Source organism: Micromonospora sp. NBC_00860 (assembly GCF_045207375.1).
GTDB classification, from domain to species: domain Bacteria; phylum Actinomycetota; class Actinomycetes; order Mycobacteriales; family Micromonosporaceae; genus Micromonospora; species Micromonospora vinacea.
Genome location: NZ_CP108825.1, coordinates 7,352,571 through 7,371,783 on the forward strand (window position 1 = coordinate 7,352,571; position 19,213 = coordinate 7,371,783).

Here is a 19,213-nt window from a genome sequence, read left to right on the forward strand (position 1 = left end):
GCGGACGCGCGGGTCAGCCCTTGACGCTGCCGGCGAGCAGACCTCGCACGAAGAAGCGCTGCAGGGACAGGAACACGATGAGCGGTACGACGATGCTGACGAACGCACCGGCGGTCAGGCGCTGCCACTCGTTGCCCCGGGTGCCGGCCATCTCGGCGAGCTGGACGGTGAGCGGGGCGGTCTCATCACCGCCACCGGCGAAGATCAGCGCAACCAGCAGGTCGTTCCAGACCCAGAGGAACTGGAAGATGCCGAACGCCGCCAGCGCCGGGGTGATCAGCGGCAGCACGATGGTACGGAAGATCTTCGGGTGGGTGGCCCCGTCGACCCGGGCCGCCTCCATCAGGTCCCCCGGCAGTTGCGAGATGAAGTTGTGCAGCAGGAAGACGGCGAACGGAAGCGCGAAGCAGGTGTGGGCGAACCACACCTGGGCGAACTTCTGCTCGTCGACCAGGTCCCAGGCCGGCATCAGTGTGACGCCGCCGAGGGTGACGCCGGTGGAGAAGAACTTCAGCAGCGGCACCAGGGCCATCTGCAACGGCACGATCTGCAACGCGAAGATCGAGATGTAGACCCAGTCCCGGCCGCGGAAGTTGATCCACGCGAGCGCGTACGCGGCGAGGCACGCGAAGGCGAGCGGGAAGAGCACCGACGGGATGGTGATCGCCAGCGAGTTGATGAAGGAACCGGCGAGCTGCCCGGAGGACGACGACCGCCCGAACAGGACCTGCTGGTAGTTCTCCAACGTGAACTGGGGGTTGGTGAAGGCCGTCCACCAGCCGGTGGTCTTGATCTCGTCCTCCGGGCGGAGGGAGGAGACGAGCAGGCCGAAGGTCGGGATGGTCCAGACCACCGCGATGACGATCGAGACGAGCGTCGCGGTGCGGCTGTTCAACCGCTTGCGGACCCGGCCGGCCGTGGTGGTCGGGGTGCCGTCGGTCTTCTGGGTGCCGGCGGCGACGGTGGGCGTTGCGGTCGTCATCTCAGCCCTCCCGCTGCTGACGGAGGTTGCGGATCTGGTAGATCACGACCGGGATGACCAGGATGAAGAGGAAGACCGCGAGCGCGGAACCCTGCCCGTTCTGGCCGTACCGGAACGCCTGGTTGTACATCTCGCTGGCGATCACGCTGGTGTCGTAGTTGCCGTTCGTCGAGGTCCGGACGATGTCGAAGACCTTGAGCGTGGCGATGGTGAGCGTCACCACCACGACGATCAGCGCCGGCCGGATGCTCGGCATGGTGATCTGCCAGAACATCTGCCACGGGCTGACGCCGTCGAGCCGGGCGGCTTCGACGATGTCGCCGGGAATCGCCTTGATCGCCGCGGAGAGCACCACCATGGCGAAACCGGCCTGGATCCAGACCATGATGACGATCAGCAGCAGCGTGTTCAGGGGTGATTCGAGCAGCCACTGCTTGGGCTCACCGCCGAGGCTGACCACGATCTGGTTGAGCAGACCGATCTGATCGCCGTCGCCCCGGTAGGCGTAGACGAACTTCCAGATGATGCTGGCGCCGACGAAGGAGATGGCCATCGGCAGGAAGATCAGTGACTTGGCCACGGCCTCGAACCGGGCCTTGTCCACCAGTACGGCGTAGATCAGGCCGAACCCGGTCGCTACCAGCGGGACCAGGAGCACCCAGACCAGGGTGTTGATCAGGACCCGGACGATCGAGTCGTCGGAGAACATCCAGCCGTAGTTGCGCAGGCCCACCCAGTTGGTGCTGGTCCCATCCATCAGGGAGAGCAGCGTGGTGCGGATGGCCGGCACGACCAGGCCGATGACGAGCAGCAGCAGCGTCGGCAGCAGGAAGAAGAACGCGAAGAGTCCCTCCCGCTGCTTGCGTCGGCGGGGCAGCGGGCCCCCGCCCACGGAGGCGGCGACGAGCTGGGCCTCCCGCCGACGGGCGAACCAGGCCGGCACCACGTCGAGCAACAGGAGCAGACCGCCCACGACCAGTACGAAGGCGACCAGCCCGTACATCAGCATGAGGAACTTCGGCTGCTGATCGGCGAAGTCGAACTTCATCAACCCTCCCTTCCGGGTCCACCTCGGCCGGTGGCCCGGTCCGCGAACGCGGACCGGGCCACCGCCGGGATCACTTAGGCCAGCTGCTCTCGATGCCCTGGAGCACCGGGGCGGTCGCCTTGCCGTTCAGCCACTCGACCATGCCCTTCCAGAACGTTCCCGCGCCGACGGCGGCCGGCATCAGGTCGGATCCGTCGAAGCGGAAGGTGCCCGTCTTGTCCTGCAGGATCTGGACGGAGAGCTTGTCGATCGGGCTGGCGACGTTGGCGATGTCCAGCTTGTTGTTCGCCGTGACCCAGTTGCCGAGCTTCGCGCGGCTGTTCACGTACTCCGCCGAGACGAGGTACGTCTGCACCGCCTGCACCTCGGGACGGTCGGCGTAGCCGACGACGAACTCGCCAGCGCCCAGCACCGGCTTGCCCTTGGCCGGGTCGATGGCCGGGAAGTAGAAGGCGAACGCGTCGCCGTCCTCGGCCACCTTGGTGCCCTCGGGGAACTGGTTGGCGTAGAACGACGCCTGTCGGTGCATCGCGCACTTGCCGGTGGTCACCGGCAGGCCCGCCTCCTGGAAGGCGGTGGTGGTGATGCTCTTGACGCCGCCGAAGCCGCCGTTCATGTACTTGTCGTTCTTGAGGATGCTGCCGGCGCGGTCGACCGCGTCGACGATCTTCGGGTCGTTGAACGGGATGGCGTGGGTGGTCCACTGGTCGTAGACCTCGGGGCCCTGCGTACGCAGGACCACGTCCTCGATCCAGTCGGTGGCCGGCCAGCCGGTGGCGTCACCGGACTCGACGCCCGCGCACCACGGCTTCGTGCCGCTGGCGGCGATCTTGTCGCTCAGGGCGATGAGCTGGTCCCAGGTGGTCGGAACCTCCCAGCCCTTCTCCTTGAACGTCTTCGGCGAGTACCAGACGAAGGACTTCACGTTGGCGCCGAGCGGCACGCCGTAGAGCGTCCCGTTCACGGTGCCGTACTTCAGCCAGTCGGCCGGCATGTTCTGCTCGGCGAGCGCCTTGGTGTCGGCGCTGAGCGACTTCAGCTTGCCGGCGTCCGCGAAGCGCTTCACCAGGCCCGGCTGCGGCACGAAGGCGATGTCGGGCGCGTTGCCACCGTCGACCCGGACGGGGAGCTGCGCTTCGAACTCGCCGCTGCCCTCGTAGTCGATCTCGATGCCGGTGCACTCGGTGAACTGTGACCACGACCGCTCCAGCAGGTCGGCCTCGGCGTCACGGATGGACGCGTAGATGGAGACCTTCTTGCCGTCGTGGCCCTCGTACTTCTCGTATGCGGCGCACTCCGCGGAGCCCGCGTTGTTGCTCTTCTTGTCGTCGCCGGTACCGCAGGCGGTGGCGCTGAGCGCCAGCCCGAGTACACCGGCGATCACGAAGGCCTGGCGTGGTCTGGTAAAGACCGCCATGCCGTCCTCCTTCCTAGCCGGCGCGGTCGTGCTGGTGACCCGTCGCCGGTCCGATTGGGCGTGCACACATGTAAGCGCTTGCATCCGGCGCGGTCCACCCCCTGTCAGACACGAGCGAGTAACAATCCGGAAACCTGCGGGCTGCCTGGTGGGCGCGCTCCCGGTACACGCTGGGGACTCTTTCGAAGATTGACGATATCTGTCAGGCTGGGCGCACCGGATCGAAGGTTTTCGACATAGGAGGAGCTGTATGCGAAAGCGGTGGATCAGCCTGCTGGTGACGGGTCTCTTCGTCGGGGGAGCGCTGGTGCCGGCGACTCCGGCGATGGCCGCGCCGACCTTCAAGGTGCCGTTCCCGTGCGGCCAGTCCTGGTCCGGGCAGACCCGGTCGGACCACAGCCCGGCGTACGCCGTCGACTTCAACCGCACTGACGACCTCGGCGACCCGGTGGTCGCCAGCGCCCCCGGCACCGTCGACCGGGTGACCGACCTCGGCGGCACCAGCTATGGCAAATACGTCCGAATCAACCACGGGGGCGGATACAGCACCTACTACGCGCACCTCAACGGCTTCAACGTCTCGGTCGGGCAGACGGTCGGGTACGGCAAGGTGCTCGGCTGGGTCGGCAGCACCGGCGGGTCGACCGGCCCCCACCTGCACTACGAGCAGCGCCTCAACGGGGCCGACATCCAGGTCCGCTTCAACGGCACCCTCGCGCTGTACTGGGGCACCAAGAGCTACACCAGCAACAACGGGTGCTCCTCGGGCAGCGGCAACGGCACTGTCGACACCAGCGGCACCCCGCTGACCGTCCGCTCCGGCCCCGGCACCGGGTACGCCTCGGTGGGCACCGTCGCCGACGGCACCCGGGTGACCATCGCCTGCCAGACCAGCGGCACCACTGTCACCGGCACGTACGGCACCAGCTCGATCTGGGACCGGATCGGCTCCGGCCGCTACATAGCCGACGCGTACGTGTACACCGGCTCCGACGGCTACATCCCCGGCGTACCCCGCTGCTGACCCCGCCACGGTCCCCGGTCGGCCACCGCCACCGGGGACCGGTCGGTCAGTTGTTCAGCTGCCAGATCGACAGGTTCAGCGCGGCGGCGAAGGTGACCCAGGCCCAGTACGGCAGCATCAGCGCCGCCGCCACCCGGGACACCCGGGCGAAGAGCACCACCGTCAGACCGATCGCCAGCCACATCAGCACGATCTCGGCGAACGCCAGCCCGTACCGCCCCGCGCCGAAGAACAGGGGGGTCCAGATCGCGTTGAGCACCAGCTGGGCGGTCCACGCCCAGAGGGCGGGGGAGAAGCCGACCCGGCGCCACGCCAGCCAGCCGGCCACCGCGATCAGCGCGTAGAGCAGCGACCAGACCGGGCCGAAGAGCCAGGAGGGCGGGGCCCAGCTGGGCTGCCGCAGGTTCGCGTACTCCTCGGTGGTGCCCTGCACGCCCAGCCCGCCGATCGCGGCGGCGACGAAGACCGCCGCAGCGAAGCCGGCGAGGGCCCACCACGCTCGCCGGCCGGAGGTCGCCGGCGCGTCCCGAGATATCTCCATGGTCGAGATATTTCCTCTCGGGGCCGGCTCAAACCGCCGAGCGGGAGGGCGGTCCGGGGCCGGCCACCCACGAAAAAGCGCCGGGATCGCCACGGCCGGTGCTTCTGTCGGGAGGACGAAGCTCCGGTCGCGGCGACCCCGGCGGGTCCCGGAATCAGGGCGATACGAGCGCTAATTGAAGATGCTGACACCACCCGGGCCGACCAACAGCCCGACGACGATGAGGACGATGCCCCACAGGATCTGCCGGCGGAACAGCGCGAGGATGCCGGCGACCACGAGTACGACTGCGAGAATCCAGAGAATCAGCTCCATGACCTCTGACTACCCGACTGGCCGATCGGGGAAACCTGGTCGGTGTCGAGTTGATCGCCAACGTGAAAGACGCTGTACGCCTGCTTGATCACCGGGTGCGCGACGTTGCGGACGCGTACCCCGCCGGGGGTCGTGCCGCGCTCGGTGCCGGCGTGCGCGTGCCCGTGCACGGCCAGCGCCGTGGGCGCCGAGTCGATCGCCTGCCCCAACTGGTACGACCCCAGGAACGGGTAGATCTCCAACGGTTCGCCGGCCAGCGTGTCCGGAACCGGGGAGTAGTGGGTGAGCGCGACCAGCATGTCGCAGTCCAGCGAGCGCAGCGCCGCACCGAGGCGGTCCGCGCTGTCGGTGGTGGTCCGCACGAAGGCCTTCATCTCCGGCTCGCCGAAGTCACTCGCGCACCGCCCGGCGAACCCACCGCCGAAGCCCTTCACGCCGGCGATGCCCAGCCGGCCGCCCGCGCAGTCCAGCACGACGCCGTTGCCCTCCAGCACTGTGATGCCCGCGTCCTCCAGCACCTTGACCACCTGTGGCACCTGGTCGCACTGGTGGTCGTGGTTGCCGAGCACTGTCACCACCGGTACGGCCAACCCGCCGAACTCCTCTGCCACGCAGCGCGCCTCGGCCTCGGTGCCGTGCCGGGTCAGGTCCCCGGCCAGCAGCAGCACGTCGGCGCACTCCGGCAGCTCTTCCAACGCCGGTCGGAACCGGCCCACCACGTCCTCGTCCAGATGCACGTCGCCCACAGCGGCAATCCGGATCACCATGGAACCTCCCTCAGGGCAGTTGCTCGATCTCCGTGGGCGCCTGGGCGCGGATCACCCCGATGTCGCTGGTGATCGGCACGTCCGGGAAGCGCTCGGACACCCGACGCAGGATCTCCTCCCGCCGGTGCGGGCTCTCCACCTCGCCGTAGAGCACGAGGGCACGTTCCCGTCGAACCACTGTGATCCCCTGTTCGGCGACGGCGGGGTCCTCGACGAGCAACCGTTGGATCTCCGCCTCGACGTACTCGTCCGGTGGCCCGGCGCCGATGTCGCGTTGGTGGGTCACGATGTCCCCTCTCCTGGCTGGGTGCCGGCGGCCGGCACCACCTCCAGCCGGTCCAGCAGCACCAGGAACGCCTCGGCGTACGGCGAGTGCTGCGTCTCCTTGCGTACCCGTTCCCAGTCGATCTGCTCCCGCAGAGAGCGGGCCAGCGGCAGACCGCGGGCGAAGTCGCAGTAGTGCTGGGAGAAGCTGAGCAGTTTGTGCACCATCAACTGGGTGGCGGACAGCACCGGCATGTGGATCGCGTCGACCGGCCGAACGACCGTGTCCGCGAATGTCTCCTCGGTCACCGGCGTCTCGATCGGCCGGTGGATCAGGTCCACCATCCGGCCGTCGTCGAAGACCTTCACCAGCCAGTCCTCCGGGGGACGCTCGGCGACGAAGCCGGCGGCAACCAGCGCCTCCAGCGCCTGCTCCACGTCGGCCTCCCGGATCAGGAAGTCGACGTCGTGGTCACTCGAGTGGCCCCCGTGGGCGTAGACGGCGAAGCTGCCGCCCAGGGCGAACGGGATCTCGGACTGCTTGAGCACGGCGGCGACCTTCTTGAGGGTGTGCACCAGACTCTCGTCCCCGCGCTCAGCCATCTGGTTCCTCCGTCGTCGTGTTGGTGGACCGGCGGTTGGATTTCGAACTCCGGTACCCGGCATTCCGGTCGCCCACACCTGCTGGTGTCTCGGTCGGGCGTCAACAGGGATGAACCGCGACAAACCCCGCGGAGCAGGTGCGTGGGTCGGATAACCTGTGGAGAGTGGCCAGATCATCGGGGATGCGACGACGCAAGGCCCGATTGCGCACCGTCGCCCTGATCGGCATCGACGGTTCGGGCAAGACCACTCAGGCACACCGGCTTGCCGACGCGCTGACCGCCGCCGGCCGCCCCGCCACCTACCGCCGCAACGCCAGTGGCCGACGCTGGCTCGGACGGCTCGCCCACCGCCTCGGCCGACCGGACGCGCAACGACTCGTCGGGCGCGACGGCGTGCTGGCCGTGGAGTCGGTGCTGCGCTGGCTCGCCATCGCCATCGCCCTGCTCAGCTGTCTGCTCACCGGCCGGACGGCGGTGATGGACCGCTACTCGGCCTGCCAGTACGCGAGCATCCGGGCGCACGGCGGGCAGCGCTGGGAGCGGCTCGCCCGGGCCGGCTACCGGTTGTTCCCGACGCCGCAGGTTACCTTCCTGCTCGCCGTCGACCCGGCGGAGGCGTACCGGCGCATCGAGGAGCGCGGCACCGACCACGAGACGATGGGGTGGCTCACCGCCGCCGACACCGCCTACCGGGCGCTGCCCGAATATCCCAGCTTCGTGCTGGTGGACGCGGGTCGCCCGGCCGAGGAGGTGACCGAGCAGATCCAGGCCCACCTGGAGACCTGGCTGCCGACCTCCGCATCGGACGGGGACGAGGTCGGCCGGATGGCCGCTCAGGCCCGCCCGTAGACCGGAACGGTGGCCCCACTGGTCGGAGCGGAGTCGGCCGACGCCAGGAACCGGATCACCGGCGCGATCTCCTCCGGCGTCACCCAACGGGAGTGGTCGGCGTCGGGCTGGGCCGCCCGGTTCGCCGGGGTGTCGATGACGCTGGGCAGAACGGTGTTGCAGCGTACGTGCTGCGACCGGTACTCCACAGCGACAGCGTTGGCGAAGGCCAGCACCGCCGCCTTGGCCGTCGAGTAGCCGGCCGCGCCCCGGAACGGGGCGACCGCCGCGCGGGCCGAGACGCAGACCACCGCGCCGCCGCCGGACGCCACGAGGTGCGGCAGCGCGGCCTGGGTGACCAGGTAGGTCGGCCGCAGGTTGACGGTGAGCATCCGCTCGAACTCCTCGACCGGCGTCTCGTGCACCAGTCCGCCGCTGGCGTACCCCCCGACGAGGTTGACCACCGCGCGCAGCGGCGCCGCCGGGTCGCCGACGGCGGCCTCGACCGCCTGCGCCGCGCCCGCCGGCTCGCCCAGGTCCGCGACCACCCGGACCAGTCCGGCGGCCGCCGGCTCCGACCCGGGCCGGGCCTTCCGCTCCGGTACGACCACCCGCCAGCCCGCCTCGAGGAACGCGGTGACGACCGCACCGCCGAGCCCGCCGGAACCCCCGGTCACCAACACGCTGCCCTCTGCCATGGACCCCACGTTAGTGCCCCCAGCCCGCATCCAGCGCTCCCGTCGATCATGAAGTTGTTGCCGAGACACGCCGAGCTGAGTGACAACAACTTCATGATCGCGGTCTGCCGTGGGCAGAGCGGCTGGCCGAATCGACTCGCGACGGCGCAGGATCGGCGGATGCGGATCCTCATTCTGGGTGGCACCCGATTCCTCGGCCGGGAGACGGCCCGGCTCGCCGTCGAGCAGGGTCACGAAGTCACCTGTGCGGCCCGGGGCGTGTCCGGCGTGGTGCCGACCGGCGCGCGGTTCGTGGCGGCCGACCGCGACGATCCGCAGGCGCTCGTCCCGCTCGCCGACGAGGGTTTCGAGGCCGTGATCGACGTGTCCCGCCAGGTCAGCCATGCCCGGCACGCGCTCGCCGCGCTCGCCGACCACGTCGGTCACTGGTCGTTCGTCTCGACGATCTCGGTGTACGCCGACCACACCACCCCGGGCCAGACCGCGGCGGACGCCCCGATCCTGGCCCCGGCGCCGCCGGACGTGGACGGTCCGATCGGCCCGGACCACCGCTGGTACGGCGAGTGCAAGGTGAGCATCGAGGAGCTGGTCCGGGAGCGGATGGGAGTGGACCGTTCGTTCATCTGCCGGGCTGGGCTGATCGTCGGCGCGGAGGATCCGAGCGACCGTTTCCCGTACTGGGTGCGGCGGTTGTCGGCCGGTGGTGAGGTGCTGGCCCCCGGACATCCGAGCGACAGGGTGCAGTTCGTGGACGTGGCCGATCTGGCGCGCTGGCTGCTGCACGCCGCCGGCACCCGCCTCGGCGGCACCTACGACGGCACCGGTCCGGCCATGTCCCGGGCCGACCTGTTGGCCGGGGTGGCCGCCGGGCTGGGCGTCGTCGACCCGCTCCTCACCTGGGTCGATCAGGATTTTCTGCTGTCCCACGACGTACGCGAGTGGTCGGGGGAGCGGGCGCTGCCGCTGTGGGTGCGACTGCCGGAGACCGCTGGCCTGATGGACAGGGACGTTCGGCCGGCCCTGGACGCCGGTCTGACGGTCCGTCCGCTGGCCGACACCGTTCGGGCGACCGCGTCCTGGATGGCCGCGCACCCGGCGGCCGTCCGGCAGGGTGGACTCGACCCGGCGGATGAGGCGGCGATCCTGGGGAAGTGGCAGGCTGTGCGGGACCGGTGATCCCGGCGATCGAAGTTTCCCCCACCTCGGACAGTCATAGTTGACGCTCACGCCTGCTGAAAGTAAGTTTCATCCGTGGCGAAGAGTGCGAAGATTTCTGCGAGTCACGAGCCCGGTGGGCTGATCGTCCACATCAGTGGGCTGTTGCCGTCGCTGTCGCCCGCCGAGCAGCGGGTCGCCCGGTTGGTGGTCTCCGACCCGGCGGCCGCCGCCCGTCGGACAATCACCGACCTCGCCACCGCAGCCGAGACATCCGAGGCGACAGTCATCCGATTCTGCCGTTCGGTCGGCATGGACGGTTACCCCCAACTGCGCATTCGCCTGGCCGCCGAGGCCGCCCGCCGGATCGAACCACCGGACGCCCGAGTGGTCGGCGGTGACATCCCGCCCGGCGCCGACCTCGCTCAGATCATCGCCACCATCGCGTTCAACGACGCCCGCGCCGTCGAGGAGACTGCCGAGCAACTCGACCCGGCGGTCTGCGAGCAGGTGGTCGAGGCGATCGGCGGTGCCGGCCGGATCGACATCTACGGCGCCGGCGCCAGCGGGTTCGTCGCCTCGGACTTCCAGCAGAAGCTGCACCGCATCGGCCGGATCGCCTTCTACTTTCCGGACGTGCACACCGCGCTGACCTCGGCCGCCCTCCTGGGCCGGGGAGACGTGGCGATCGGCATCTCGCACACCGGCACCACCTCCGACGTGATCGAGGTGCTGGAGCAGGCCCGTACCCGGGGTGCCGCGACAGTGGCGCTGACCAACTTCCCGCGCTCGCCGATCACCGACGTGGCCGACTTCGTGCTGACCACGGCGGCCCGGGAGACCACCTACCGCTCCGGCGCGACGGCCAGCCGACTGGCCCAGCTGACCGTTGTCGACTGCCTCTTCGTCGGAGTGGCCGCCCGCAACCGGGCCCGAGCCCGTAAGGCTCTCGAGGCGACCGCCGAGGCGGTCCAGTCGCACCGGGTGGGTGCCAACCGGAGGCGGGCATGACGGCCGGTGCGGAGATGCCCGCACCGCCCGCTCGCCCGACGGTCCGGGTGGGCGCCCCCACCGAACGGCGCAACCCGCTCAGCGTCGACCTGGACCTGATGTCGACCCGGGACGTGCTCACCGTGATCAACGAGGCGGACCGGCGGGTGCCCGCGGCGGTCGCCGCGGTGCTCGACGAGATCGCCACCACCGTCGACCTGGCGGTCGCTGCCCTTCGCGGCGGTCACCGGGTGCACTACTTCGGGGCCGGCACCTCCGGCCGGCTGGGCGTACTCGACGCGGCCGAACTGGCCCCCACCTTCAACTCGCCCCGGCACTGGTTCTGCGCGCACCTCGCGGGCGGCCCGGACGCCATGTGGCGGGCCGTGGAGGACGCCGAGGACGATGACCGGGGCGGCGCTGTCGAAGCGGCCAGTTGTGTACGGGCCGGGGACCTGGTGGTTGGTCTGGCGGCCAGCGGACGCACCCCGTACGTCCTCGGGGCGCTCGCCGCAGCCCGCGCCAAGGGCGCCTCGACGGTGCTCCTCTGCGCCAATCCGGAGGCGGAGGCCGCCCGGTCGGTCGACGTGTTCATCGGGGTGGACACCGGACCCGAGGTGGTCACCGGGTCGACCCGGATGAAGGCGGGCACCGCGCAGAAGTTGGTGCTCAACACGTTCTCGACCGCCGTCATGGTGCGCCTGGGGCGGGTCTACTCGAACCTCATGATCGACATGGTGGCCACCAACGCGAAACTCCGGGGACGAATGATCTCGATTCTGGTCGAGGCCACCGGCTGCTCGGAGGAACTCTCCCAGCGGGCCCTCAGTGAGGCCGACGGGGACCTGAAGACGGCATTGGTCTCCCTCGTCTCCGGCGCCGAGATCGACGCCGCCCGGGCCGCGCTGGCCCGCTCGGCCGACCAGGTGCGCGGCGCCCTCGCGCTGCTCGCCTCCTGACGCCACCCGCCCCGGGAAGCGAACGGGCCCTCGGATTGTTCATCTGGCCGGGGGGTAATAACACCCCCGTGGATGAACCGACCGGTCCATCGGTGCGTATCTGGCAGTGACCAGGATCGCATCGCGGTGGTGACCCGGGTCGCTGTGCCCCCACGGCGGGCGGTGTTGCCATGGTGCGGTAACCCGTACGTGGTGCCCAGTGGCGAGCCACCCGATGGGGTGCTGACAGCAAACATGGACCGTGCTCTCAGCTGTTACTCAGGCATTCGTGACACTTTCGACTCACGACGAGGAATCCCCGACACGTCTCATCTGTTGTGTAGGTGTCAGCCCCGATGGGCACAGCAGAAGTTACCAGGGGCTGACCGGTGTGGGGAATGGCAAGGAACCGGGCAACCGGCGCGAGCGAGGGGACCGTGGGCAACGTGGACAAGAACATCGGCATGCGAACCGACGAGGTTGCCGAGGAGCGCGACCTGGTCGGCGTCTACCTGCACGAGATCTCCCGGACGCCACTGCTGGACGCCGCCAAGGAGGTCGATCTCTCCAAGGCGATCGAGGCCGGCCTCTACGCCGAGCACCTGCTCGGTGAGGAAGCCGTTCCCGCCGGTGTCGACCGGGCCGACCTGGAGTGGCTGGTCGTCGAGGGAGAGCGGGCGAAGGACCTCTTCATCCGCGCCAACCTCCGACTGGTCGTGTCGATCGCCCGACGCTACGTGCGCTCGGGGATGCCCATGCTGGACCTGATCCAGGAGGGCAACACCGGCCTGGTCCGGGCGGTCGAGAAGTTCGACTACGAGCGTGGCTACAAGTTCTCCACCTACGCCACCTGGTGGATCCGGCAGGCGATCAGCCGGGCGATCGCCCAGCAGGAGCGCACCGTCCGTCTGCCGGTGCACCTGGTGGAGGACGTCAACCGGATGCGCAACGTGGCGCGGCAGCTGACCCGTGAGTTGGGCAGCGACCCGGAGCCGGAGCAGATCGCCACCGCCCTCGGCGTCACCGTCGAGCGGGTGAACGAGCTGCGCCGCTGGTCGCAGGACACCGTTTCGCTGGACACCCCGGTGGGCGACGACGGCGACACGAACCTCGGTGACCTGGTCGCCGACAGTGACGCGCCGTCGCCGGAGGACATCGTCCTCAGCGGTCTGGAGCGGCAGCGCATCGAAGGGCTGCTCAACCACCTCGACGACCGGTCCGCCGGCATCATGCGGGCCCGCTACGGGCTGGAGGACGGCCGGGAGCACTCGCTCACCGAGGTCGCGTCCCGGTTCTCGCTGTCCCGCGAGCGGATCCGGCAGCTGGAGATCCAGGCCCTCGGCCGGCTCCGTGAGCTGGCCCGGGCGGAGGGGCTGCAGGCAGCCTGACCTGGTAGTAATGACGGCGAACGGCCGGCGTCCGATAGGGGGACGCCGGCCGTTCGCCGTTTCCGGTCGTGGTCAGCGAACCCGGCCGTAACCCTGGATCGACATCATGTTCATGCCGCGCTTGAGCACGTTGCGACCGGCGCTGGGCGCGTCGATAACCTGACCGCCGCCCACGTAGAGGGCGACGTGCCCGAGCCCGCTGTAGAAGACCAGGTCGCCGGGGCGTAGGTCGCCCCGCCCGATGTGGGCGACAGCACTCCACTGCATCCGGGTGTTGTGCGGCAGGGACCTCCCGGCTGCCCGCCAGGCCGCCGAGGTCAGCCCGGAACAGTCGTAGCCGTTGGGCCCGTCGGCTGCCCAGACGTACGGCTTGCCGATCGCGCCGAACGCGTAGCGAACCGCCGTACCGGCGGCACCGGACACGGCGGGGACGTTCTTGGCCTCACTCGTCGCCGCCTTCGGCTGGGGTCGCTCGGTGGCGGCCCCGTACGCCTGCCGGCGCAGTTCGTACAGCTTGGCCAGGTCCTGCTCGATCTGCTTCTTGCCGGCGGCCAACTGACGAGCCTGCGCGGCCTGCCGGGTCAGGGTCGCACCCAGGCGGGCCTTCTCGTCGAGCAGCCGCTGCTGATCGGCGGTGAAGCCGGAGATGCGCTCCTGCCGCTGGCGGGTCAACTGCTCGATCGTGCCGAGCCGGTCCAGCAGAGCGGCTGAGCCGCCGGGACGCAGCAGGGCGTCCGCGGTGCGCAGGCCGCCACTCTTGTACGCGGTGGAGGCGAGCTCGGCCACGTCGGCCCGGCTCTGCTCGACCTGCTGTTCGAGCGGGCCGATGCGGGTCTGTAATCGGGCCACGGCGGCCTCGTTTGTCTTGATCTCCTCACGCAGCTTGTTGTACGACTCGACGACCCGCTCCAACTCGGCCGAGGACGTCTCGATCCGGCGGGTCAGGTCGGCGGGGGACGGCTCGGCCTGGGCCACCGCCGTCGGGGCGATCAGCGCGGCCGACATGCCGACCAGCGCCACGGTGCGCAGCAGATTTCTCAGGGATGACAAGAGCGGAAGGCCCCTCTCCCACGGCCGCCGGGGCTGCTGACGCCCTCGACGACACCGGCCGGGGCCATCCGGGCGGACGGCACTGGGCCGGACCGGCTCGCCCAACCTAACCCGGGACGGTTGTCGCTCGCAGTTGAAGTAGGGGCGAAAGTTGGGAGAGTTGCGGGTCGTGCCCCTGGGCTGGGTGGCGTCATCGTGGCTGATGACGCCTGGGAGCGAGGGAAACATCGTCCTTTTGGCGAACTAATGACGGATATACGACCTTCGTCGTTCCCGGCGTATGCCGCCGGAATCCTGGCCTCCATAACCGATAAAACCTGAAATGGATGCTGTTTCTCGGCGATGTCACCCAGCCGTGGTGAGCTGTCGGGAGCCGGTAAATGCCCAGGTCGACTGGCGGTGCCGCAACACAATGAAGTCCGGAGCCGGGAATCCCGTCGACAGGTGGCGATGCGGTCACCGGCGGACCCACTCGGCCCAACCGTCCCCTGCGGGAGGAACCGTGAATCGTGAAGGCGCAAAGACGCGACCGCCGCGATCGGTGCCGGGCGCCCGGTCGACCCTGCTGTACGCGCGGCCCGGCATCATCGTGACCGTCGACCGGTTCACCGTCGGTCGGACCAGTTACCGGGTCGCCGACCTGACCCATCTGCGTACCACCCGGGGTCCGCACGACCGGATCGCCGTCCGGGCCGTCGTCATCACCGCCAGCATGCTCGGCGGGGTGGGAGTGCTCCTCGGCTTCACCGGCGGACTGCAACGCCTCACCGCCGAGGCGTACCTGATCCTCGGCGCGGTGTTCCTGCTCCCGGCCGCTCTCGCCCTGGTGGGCGATCGCTGGCGCCCACCGCCTCACGAGTTGTGGGGGTGGTACCGAGGATCGGAGGTGCTGCTGTTCAGCGCCGACGACGAACGGCAGTTCGGCCAGGTCACCCGGGCCCTGCTGAGGGCCCGGGAGGTCAACCGCTACGGCGGTTGGGTCGACCCGCTCGCCTCGGCGGACCCGTGGCGACCCAACCGCTGATTCGACTGATCGGCTCAGTATGTTGAGCGCGCCGCTGACGCCGCCGCGCGTGGTTTCGCCGCCCACTGAGCCGTGCCAGCACGAGTGAATGCCGTGACGAAGAGGTAGGGATGGTTTCTCGCGTGTCGTTGGCCGATGCAACTGAGAATCAGCGGAAGTTGCTCCGCACGGCGGTGCTTCCGCTCCTGGTCGGCCTGGGGCTGCTTGGCGGCTCGCTCGGCTATCGGTGGTGGGACTCCTCCGAGGCGGATCGGCTGCGCGTCGAGGGCGTGCAGGTTCCGGCCACCCTCACCGACCGAGAGGGAGGCAACGCCCGAGGCAGCGGCATCGACCGGATCGAGGTCTACTACATGTACGAGGGGGAGCAGCATCACGACTGGATCCCCTGCGCCAAACTCGCGGTCTGCAGCAGCCCGCCGCCCCAGGCGTTGACCATCTGGGTGGATCCGAGTGACCCGGAGCATTTTGTGGCGGAGAACGATCGTACCGATGGGTCGCTGTTCCCCCTGATGTCCTGGTCCCTCGTTCCGATCGGCGCAGTCGCCACCATCTTTGGTGTCCTGATACTCCTCTTGGCGAGGGCCGACAGGAAAAAGCTGACCTAGTGGTCCAGGGGTGACGCTGACCGGATGGCTAATCGCCCGCCGCAGGGCGTGAAGGTCGGCGCAACCAATCTTCACGCCCGCTCACGTCACCGTGGGAGCACGGGCTCCGGAGCCCGTTCCGCCTGCGGTGCGGCCACCCAGGCGCTGACCCGGCGCTCGGCGTAGAACGAGACGAACGGCACGGTGCCGGCCAGCATCACCAACAGCATCCGCTTCAGCGGCCAGTCGGCTCGGCGGCTCAGGTCGAACGCGGCCACCAGGTAGATCATGTAGAGGAAGCCGTGCGCCGGCCCGATCGTCTCCACGACGACCGGGTTGTCGAACGCGTACTTCAGCGGCATGCCGATCACGACCAGCAGGATCAGCACCACGCCCACGATCCAGGCGATCACGCGGTACCGGGTAAGGGCAGCGCCCACCGTCGTCCGTCCTTCCGAGCCCGGCTCAGCCGGGATAGTCACCGGGCCGGGCGCCCGGATTGGCGTTCAACCATGACAGGTAGTGGTTGTAGGCGGCCAGGTCGGTGTCCTCGACGACATCGCCGGTGGCCGGCACCCGGGACACCCGCACCGGTCGGCGTACCGCCGGTCGGGACCCGGTGGTGACCGCCGGCGCCGGCTCGACGGCCGGATCCGCAGGCGGCGCGTCGGCCTCCTCCGCCCTGCGACGGGCCAGCTTCACCTCACGCCACCACACGTAGACCACGAAGCCGGCGAAGATCGGCCACTCGACCGCGTACCCCCAGCTCAGGCTGTTGCCGGCGGTGGCCCGGCTGATCTGCCACCAGCCCAGCCCGAGGAAGCCCACGACCAGCACGACCATGGCCACGTGGCGCGCGATCCACGCCGGGGTCCAGAGCCGCCTCATGGCATCGAGGGTACCGGGGCCGCTGCCGCTCTCCGACACCGTGTCGTAGTTGTGGCCTCGCCGGTGTGGTTTGGCATCACGACGCCTGGGCAATCGTCTAGACGCCAGCCCAAACGAGATCAAGGGGGGCGATCATGACCGGATCGGTACGAGAAGACGGCTTTGCGTCCAGCGGCGACGCGGAAATGAGCCCGGAGCAGCGGGTGCCCGAGTGGGGTGGCGACCAGCTCGCCGACCCGGCCGGCGCTCCCGGTCTCGACGGCGATCTGCTCGGCATCGACCCGACGGAGCTGACCGACGAGGACCTGATCCGCGAGATGCACAGCCTGCACCGCACCCGCCTGGACACCCTGCGGCACGCGGCGGACTCCGCACTCGCCAACCACCTGCGGCGCACCGCGGAGCTGGAGACCGAGTACCTGGCTCGCCACCCGGGCCGCGAGGTCGATCCCAGCCGCCTGCGGGACGCCTGATGCCGGCGCGCGCCGTGCGCGGCATGTCCGCGCCACCCGAGGTGGTCTTCAACACCGCCACCGACCCCGACCGGGCCTCGGCCTGGCTGCCCGAGCCGCTGCGTGGCGACGGCAGCCCCGCCGCGGAGATCAGTGGTGAGGAGTTACGCGCCCGCTGGGGCGACGCCGACGACTGGTCCGCGGAGATCCGGGTCGAGCCGGCGGATTCGGGCGGCGCCCGGATCCAGCTCGACCTGGCCGACGGGTCGGACGGACCCGGTCCGGACCAGCTGGCCGACGAGGCGCTCACCAACCTGGTACGCGAGGTCGCCGACAACCTCCAGGCTGGCTGAGCCGGCCTCGCGGGACACCGGTCCCGCACCACCACGACATGTGAGGAGATCGGGTGAGCGACACTGGCCTGCGACAGAAGGCGGCCCGGCTACGCCGGGCGTACGCGCCGCACGAGCACCGGCCGCTCGGCGGCTACCTGGTGGCAATGGGCGCCTACGCGGGGGTGACCGGGGCTCTCGCCGGCCTGGTCAAGGCGACCGGTCGGCCGGTGCCGGAGCGTCCCGCCCCGTCCGACGTGGTGCTGCTCTCCATTGCCACCCACAAGCTGAGCCGGTTGCTGTCCAAGGACGCGGTGACGAGCCCGCTGCGGGCCCCGTTCACCCGCTACGACCGCCCGATCGGCAGCGGTGAGGTGATGGAGCAGGTCCGCGACTCGGGCAGCCCGACCCGGCACGCCATCGGCGAGTTGCTGAGCTGCCCGTTCTGTCTGGCGGTCTGGGTGGCCACCGGGCTGACCGGGGGCCTGGTGCTCGCACCCAGGCTCACCCGCCTCGTGGCCACCGCGCTGACAGCGGTCGCCGCGTCCGACTTCCTCCAGATGGCGTACGCGACGGCGCAGCAGGCCGCCGAGGGCGGGCACCACGACGAAGACTGACGAGCAGGACACGAAAAGGGGGGCCGGCAGACGCCGGCCCCCCTTTTCTCGTACCCCTCAGCGCTGCATGCCGGACCAACCGTGCGGCGACTCCGGCTCCCGTTCGTCCTCGTCCGCCCCGGTGATGATGTCCCGATCCACCGCCGTACGGTCGTGCTCGTTGGCGAAGTCCGGCTCGGGCGTGGTGTCCCTGCCCTTCGGCGGCTGACCCAGCGCCGGCACCTTCTCGTCGTGGTTCTCGTGGTGCGTCATGTCGGTGTCCCTCCTACGGTCATTCACGCGATGGAACCGCCCAGCAGGTCACTGGCCTCGTCCACCGCGTACTCACCCTCGGGAAGCGCGTCGATGCGGGCGAGCAGGTCCGGCGGTAGCTCGGCGGCCACCGCCCGGCGATAGATCTCCGCCTGGGTGACCCGCTCCTGCGCCCGGAAGATGTCGTCGAGCAGGTCGTCGAGGGCCTGGGTGTCTGGCTCGCCGGCCACGGATGCGTCGTCGGTCACGTCGATCAGCTACCCGGGGCGGAATCGGTCAAACGTCACGCCTGTCGGCCCACGTACCGACGATGCCGCCTGCTCACCAGGGCAGTTCCCCTGCCTCGTCCTGGAAGGTCCCCGTTGGTCCGCTCGGGCCCAGGGTCGCCAGGCGCACGACCTGGCGGGCGCTCTCCTCCACCGGCCGCCCGATGTTGAAGGCGGCGGTCATGTCGGTGGCGGTGGGGCCCGGTTCGAGGGCGTTGAACCTGATGCCCGGCTGGGACTTCGCGTACTGCACGGTCAGCATGGTGGCTGCGGACTTGGACGCCGAATACAGCGCGAGCGGCAAACCGAACTCCGGCCGCTCGGGATTGGTCACCGCCCAGAACGATCCGGCGCTGCTCGAAACGGTGACGACTGTGGGATTGGACGACCTGCGGAGCAGGGGCAGCGCCGCCTCCGTGACACGCACGATCCCTACCGCGTTCGTGTCGAAGGAGCGCAGGGCCGCAGGCCCGTCGAGGTCGGTCTCCAGAATGCCCGCGTTGTGCACCAGGACGTCGAGGCGGCCCTCGGCCGAGTCGATCGTCGCCAACGCGCTGCGCACAGAGGCGTCGTCGGTCACGTCGAGCTGGACGAACCGCGACCCGAGCGCGACCGCGGCTTTCTCACCCCGCTCGACATCCCGCGCGCCGATGTAGACCTCGTGCCCCAACGCCAGAAGCTGTCTGGCGGTCTCGAAGCCAATGCCCTTGTTGGCTCCGGTGATCAATGTGATGGTCATGTCCCGACGCTAACCACGGCAGGTCGGCGTACCCGGAGCCCTCTTCAGA

The 19,213-nt window shown here is 69.7% G+C and carries 26 protein-coding genes; 11 read left to right on the forward strand and 15 right to left on the reverse strand.

Features of this window, described 5'->3' with window-relative positions:
* Positions 1-13: 13 nt before the first annotated feature.
* From OH804_RS34090 to OH804_RS34100, 3 genes are all read right to left on the reverse strand, one after another.
* Positions 14-982 carry a carbohydrate ABC transporter permease gene (locus OH804_RS34090; protein WP_196919438.1) on the reverse strand — a complete coding sequence of 323 codons (969 nt, stop codon included), beginning with the start codon at positions 980-982 and terminating at the stop codon, positions 14-16.
* Between the two features lies 1 nt (position 983).
* Entirely contained in the window at positions 984-2,030 is a 1,047-nt protein-coding gene (locus OH804_RS34095; RefSeq protein WP_196919437.1) for a carbohydrate ABC transporter permease, read from the reverse strand.
* A 70-nt stretch (positions 2,031-2,100) separates the two neighbouring features.
* Positions 2,101-3,447: an ABC transporter substrate-binding protein gene (locus tag OH804_RS34100; RefSeq protein WP_196919436.1), complete on the reverse strand. Its 1,347-nt coding sequence runs from the start codon at positions 3,445-3,447 to the stop codon at positions 2,101-2,103.
* 250 nt (positions 3,448-3,697) lie between these two features.
* Between OH804_RS34100 and OH804_RS34105 the strand changes: the two genes are divergently transcribed.
* Complete coding sequence (locus OH804_RS34105) at positions 3,698-4,471, forward strand: M23 family metallopeptidase (RefSeq protein ID WP_196919435.1); 774 nt, start codon at positions 3,698-3,700, stop codon at positions 4,469-4,471.
* 46 nt (positions 4,472-4,517) lie between these two features.
* Here OH804_RS34105 and OH804_RS34110 read toward each other — a convergent pair whose 3' ends face one another.
* From OH804_RS34110 to OH804_RS34130, 5 genes are all read right to left on the reverse strand, one after another.
* Entirely contained in the window at positions 4,518-5,012 is a 495-nt protein-coding gene (locus OH804_RS34110) for a TspO/MBR family protein (RefSeq protein ID WP_196919434.1), read from the reverse strand.
* A 171-nt stretch (positions 5,013-5,183) separates the two neighbouring features.
* Positions 5,184-5,327 carry a GPGG-motif small membrane protein gene (locus tag OH804_RS34115; RefSeq protein WP_007464364.1) on the reverse strand — a complete coding sequence of 48 codons (144 nt, stop codon included), beginning with the start codon at positions 5,325-5,327 and terminating at the stop codon, positions 5,184-5,186.
* Positions 5,318-6,094 carry a metallophosphoesterase gene (locus tag OH804_RS34120; RefSeq protein WP_091405690.1) on the reverse strand — a complete coding sequence of 259 codons (777 nt, stop codon included), beginning with the start codon at positions 6,092-6,094 and terminating at the stop codon, positions 5,318-5,320. Before OH804_RS34120 ends, OH804_RS34115 begins: the two co-directional genes overlap by 10 nt.
* A 10-nt stretch (positions 6,095-6,104) precedes the next feature.
* On the reverse strand, positions 6,105-6,380 hold the full coding sequence (locus OH804_RS34125; RefSeq protein WP_196919433.1) for a hypothetical protein: 276 nt from the start codon (positions 6,378-6,380) through the stop codon (positions 6,105-6,107).
* The gene (locus OH804_RS34130; protein ID WP_196919432.1) at positions 6,377-6,961 is read right to left on the reverse strand and encodes a nucleotidyltransferase; all 585 of its coding nucleotides are present in this window, start codon (positions 6,959-6,961) and stop codon (positions 6,377-6,379) included. The genes OH804_RS34125 and OH804_RS34130 overlap by 4 nt, the downstream gene beginning before the upstream one ends.
* A 182-nt stretch (positions 6,962-7,143) precedes the next feature.
* Here OH804_RS34130 and OH804_RS34135 point away from each other — a divergent pair, with 182 nt between their 5' ends.
* Positions 7,144-7,812 carry a thymidylate kinase gene (locus OH804_RS34135; RefSeq protein ID WP_406061778.1) on the forward strand — a complete coding sequence of 223 codons (669 nt, stop codon included), beginning with the start codon at positions 7,144-7,146 and terminating at the stop codon, positions 7,810-7,812.
* Here the strand turns inward: OH804_RS34135 and OH804_RS34140 are convergent.
* Positions 7,797-8,489 (reverse strand): SDR family NAD(P)-dependent oxidoreductase, encoded by a 693-nt coding sequence (locus OH804_RS34140; RefSeq protein WP_196919431.1) that lies wholly within the window; start codon positions 8,487-8,489, stop codon positions 7,797-7,799. The genes OH804_RS34135 and OH804_RS34140 overlap by 16 nt on opposite strands.
* A 159-nt stretch (positions 8,490-8,648) precedes the next feature.
* Between OH804_RS34140 and OH804_RS34145 the strand changes: the two genes are divergently transcribed.
* The 4 genes from OH804_RS34145 to OH804_RS34160 all read left to right on the forward strand — a co-directional run bounded on the left by OH804_RS34145 (position 8,649) and on the right by OH804_RS34160 (position 12,960).
* The gene (locus OH804_RS34145) at positions 8,649-9,665 is read left to right on the forward strand and encodes an NAD-dependent epimerase/dehydratase family protein (protein ID WP_406061781.1); all 1,017 of its coding nucleotides are present in this window, start codon (positions 8,649-8,651) and stop codon (positions 9,663-9,665) included.
* 75 nt (positions 9,666-9,740) lie between these two features.
* Complete coding sequence (locus tag OH804_RS34150) at positions 9,741-10,655, forward strand: MurR/RpiR family transcriptional regulator (protein WP_196919430.1); 915 nt, start codon at positions 9,741-9,743, stop codon at positions 10,653-10,655.
* Positions 10,652-11,593: an N-acetylmuramic acid 6-phosphate etherase gene (murQ, locus tag OH804_RS34155; RefSeq protein WP_196919429.1), complete on the forward strand. Its 942-nt coding sequence runs from the start codon at positions 10,652-10,654 to the stop codon at positions 11,591-11,593. Before OH804_RS34150 ends, murQ begins: the two co-directional genes overlap by 4 nt.
* 377 nt (positions 11,594-11,970) lie before the next feature.
* Positions 11,971-12,960: an RNA polymerase sigma factor RpoD/SigA gene (locus OH804_RS34160; RefSeq protein ID WP_196919428.1), complete on the forward strand. Its 990-nt coding sequence runs from the start codon at positions 11,971-11,973 to the stop codon at positions 12,958-12,960.
* A 72-nt stretch (positions 12,961-13,032) separates the two neighbouring features.
* Here OH804_RS34160 and OH804_RS34165 read toward each other — a convergent pair whose 3' ends face one another.
* Entirely contained in the window at positions 13,033-14,010 is a 978-nt protein-coding gene (locus tag OH804_RS34165; RefSeq protein WP_196919427.1) for a C40 family peptidase, read from the reverse strand.
* 502 nt (positions 14,011-14,512) lie between these two features.
* On the opposite strand from OH804_RS34165, the gene OH804_RS34170 reads away from it, so the two are divergent.
* A complete protein-coding gene (locus OH804_RS34170; RefSeq protein ID WP_196919426.1) occupies positions 14,513-15,034 on the forward strand; it encodes a DUF6232 family protein in 522 nt (173 codons plus the stop codon).
* Between the two features lie 110 nt (positions 15,035-15,144).
* Positions 15,145-15,639 carry a DUF3592 domain-containing protein gene (locus OH804_RS34175; protein ID WP_196919425.1) on the forward strand — a complete coding sequence of 165 codons (495 nt, stop codon included), beginning with the start codon at positions 15,145-15,147 and terminating at the stop codon, positions 15,637-15,639.
* Positions 15,640-15,725: 86 nt separating this feature from the next.
* On the opposite strand, the gene OH804_RS34180 is transcribed toward OH804_RS34175, so the two are convergent.
* A complete protein-coding gene (locus OH804_RS34180; RefSeq protein WP_196919424.1) occupies positions 15,726-16,058 on the reverse strand; it encodes a DUF3817 domain-containing protein in 333 nt (110 codons plus the stop codon).
* Between the two features lie 25 nt (positions 16,059-16,083).
* Positions 16,084-16,506 carry a hypothetical protein gene (locus OH804_RS34185; RefSeq protein ID WP_196919423.1) on the reverse strand — a complete coding sequence of 141 codons (423 nt, stop codon included), beginning with the start codon at positions 16,504-16,506 and terminating at the stop codon, positions 16,084-16,086.
* 131 nt (positions 16,507-16,637) lie between these two features.
* Here OH804_RS34185 and OH804_RS34190 point away from each other — a divergent pair, with 131 nt between their 5' ends.
* From OH804_RS34190 to OH804_RS34200, 3 genes are read left to right on the forward strand one after another with little or no spacing between them, the layout of a single operon-like run.
* The gene (locus tag OH804_RS34190) at positions 16,638-16,979 is read left to right on the forward strand and encodes a DUF6158 family protein (protein WP_372433025.1); all 342 of its coding nucleotides are present in this window, start codon (positions 16,638-16,640) and stop codon (positions 16,977-16,979) included.
* Complete coding sequence (locus tag OH804_RS34195) at positions 16,979-17,311, forward strand: SRPBCC family protein (protein WP_196919421.1); 333 nt, start codon at positions 16,979-16,981, stop codon at positions 17,309-17,311. The genes OH804_RS34190 and OH804_RS34195 overlap by 1 nt, the downstream gene beginning before the upstream one ends.
* A gap of 53 nt (positions 17,312-17,364) precedes the next feature.
* Positions 17,365-17,907 (forward strand): DUF1360 domain-containing protein, encoded by a 543-nt coding sequence (locus OH804_RS34200; protein ID WP_406061786.1) that lies wholly within the window; start codon positions 17,365-17,367, stop codon positions 17,905-17,907.
* A 57-nt stretch (positions 17,908-17,964) separates the two neighbouring features.
* Here the strand turns inward: OH804_RS34200 and OH804_RS34205 are convergent, their stop codons facing one another.
* The 3 genes from OH804_RS34205 to OH804_RS34215 form a co-directional block, all read right to left on the reverse strand.
* Positions 17,965-18,159, reverse strand: coding sequence for a hypothetical protein (locus OH804_RS34205; RefSeq protein WP_196919419.1), 195 nt, complete (start codon positions 18,157-18,159; stop codon positions 17,965-17,967).
* A 23-nt stretch (positions 18,160-18,182) separates the two neighbouring features.
* Positions 18,183-18,416, reverse strand: coding sequence for a hypothetical protein (locus OH804_RS34210; protein ID WP_231392940.1), 234 nt, complete (start codon positions 18,414-18,416; stop codon positions 18,183-18,185).
* A gap of 64 nt (positions 18,417-18,480) precedes the next feature.
* Positions 18,481-19,152, reverse strand: a complete 672-nt coding sequence (locus OH804_RS34215; protein ID WP_406061788.1) for an SDR family NAD(P)-dependent oxidoreductase — start codon at positions 19,150-19,152, stop codon at positions 18,481-18,483.
* Positions 19,153-19,213 lie beyond the last annotated feature (61 nt).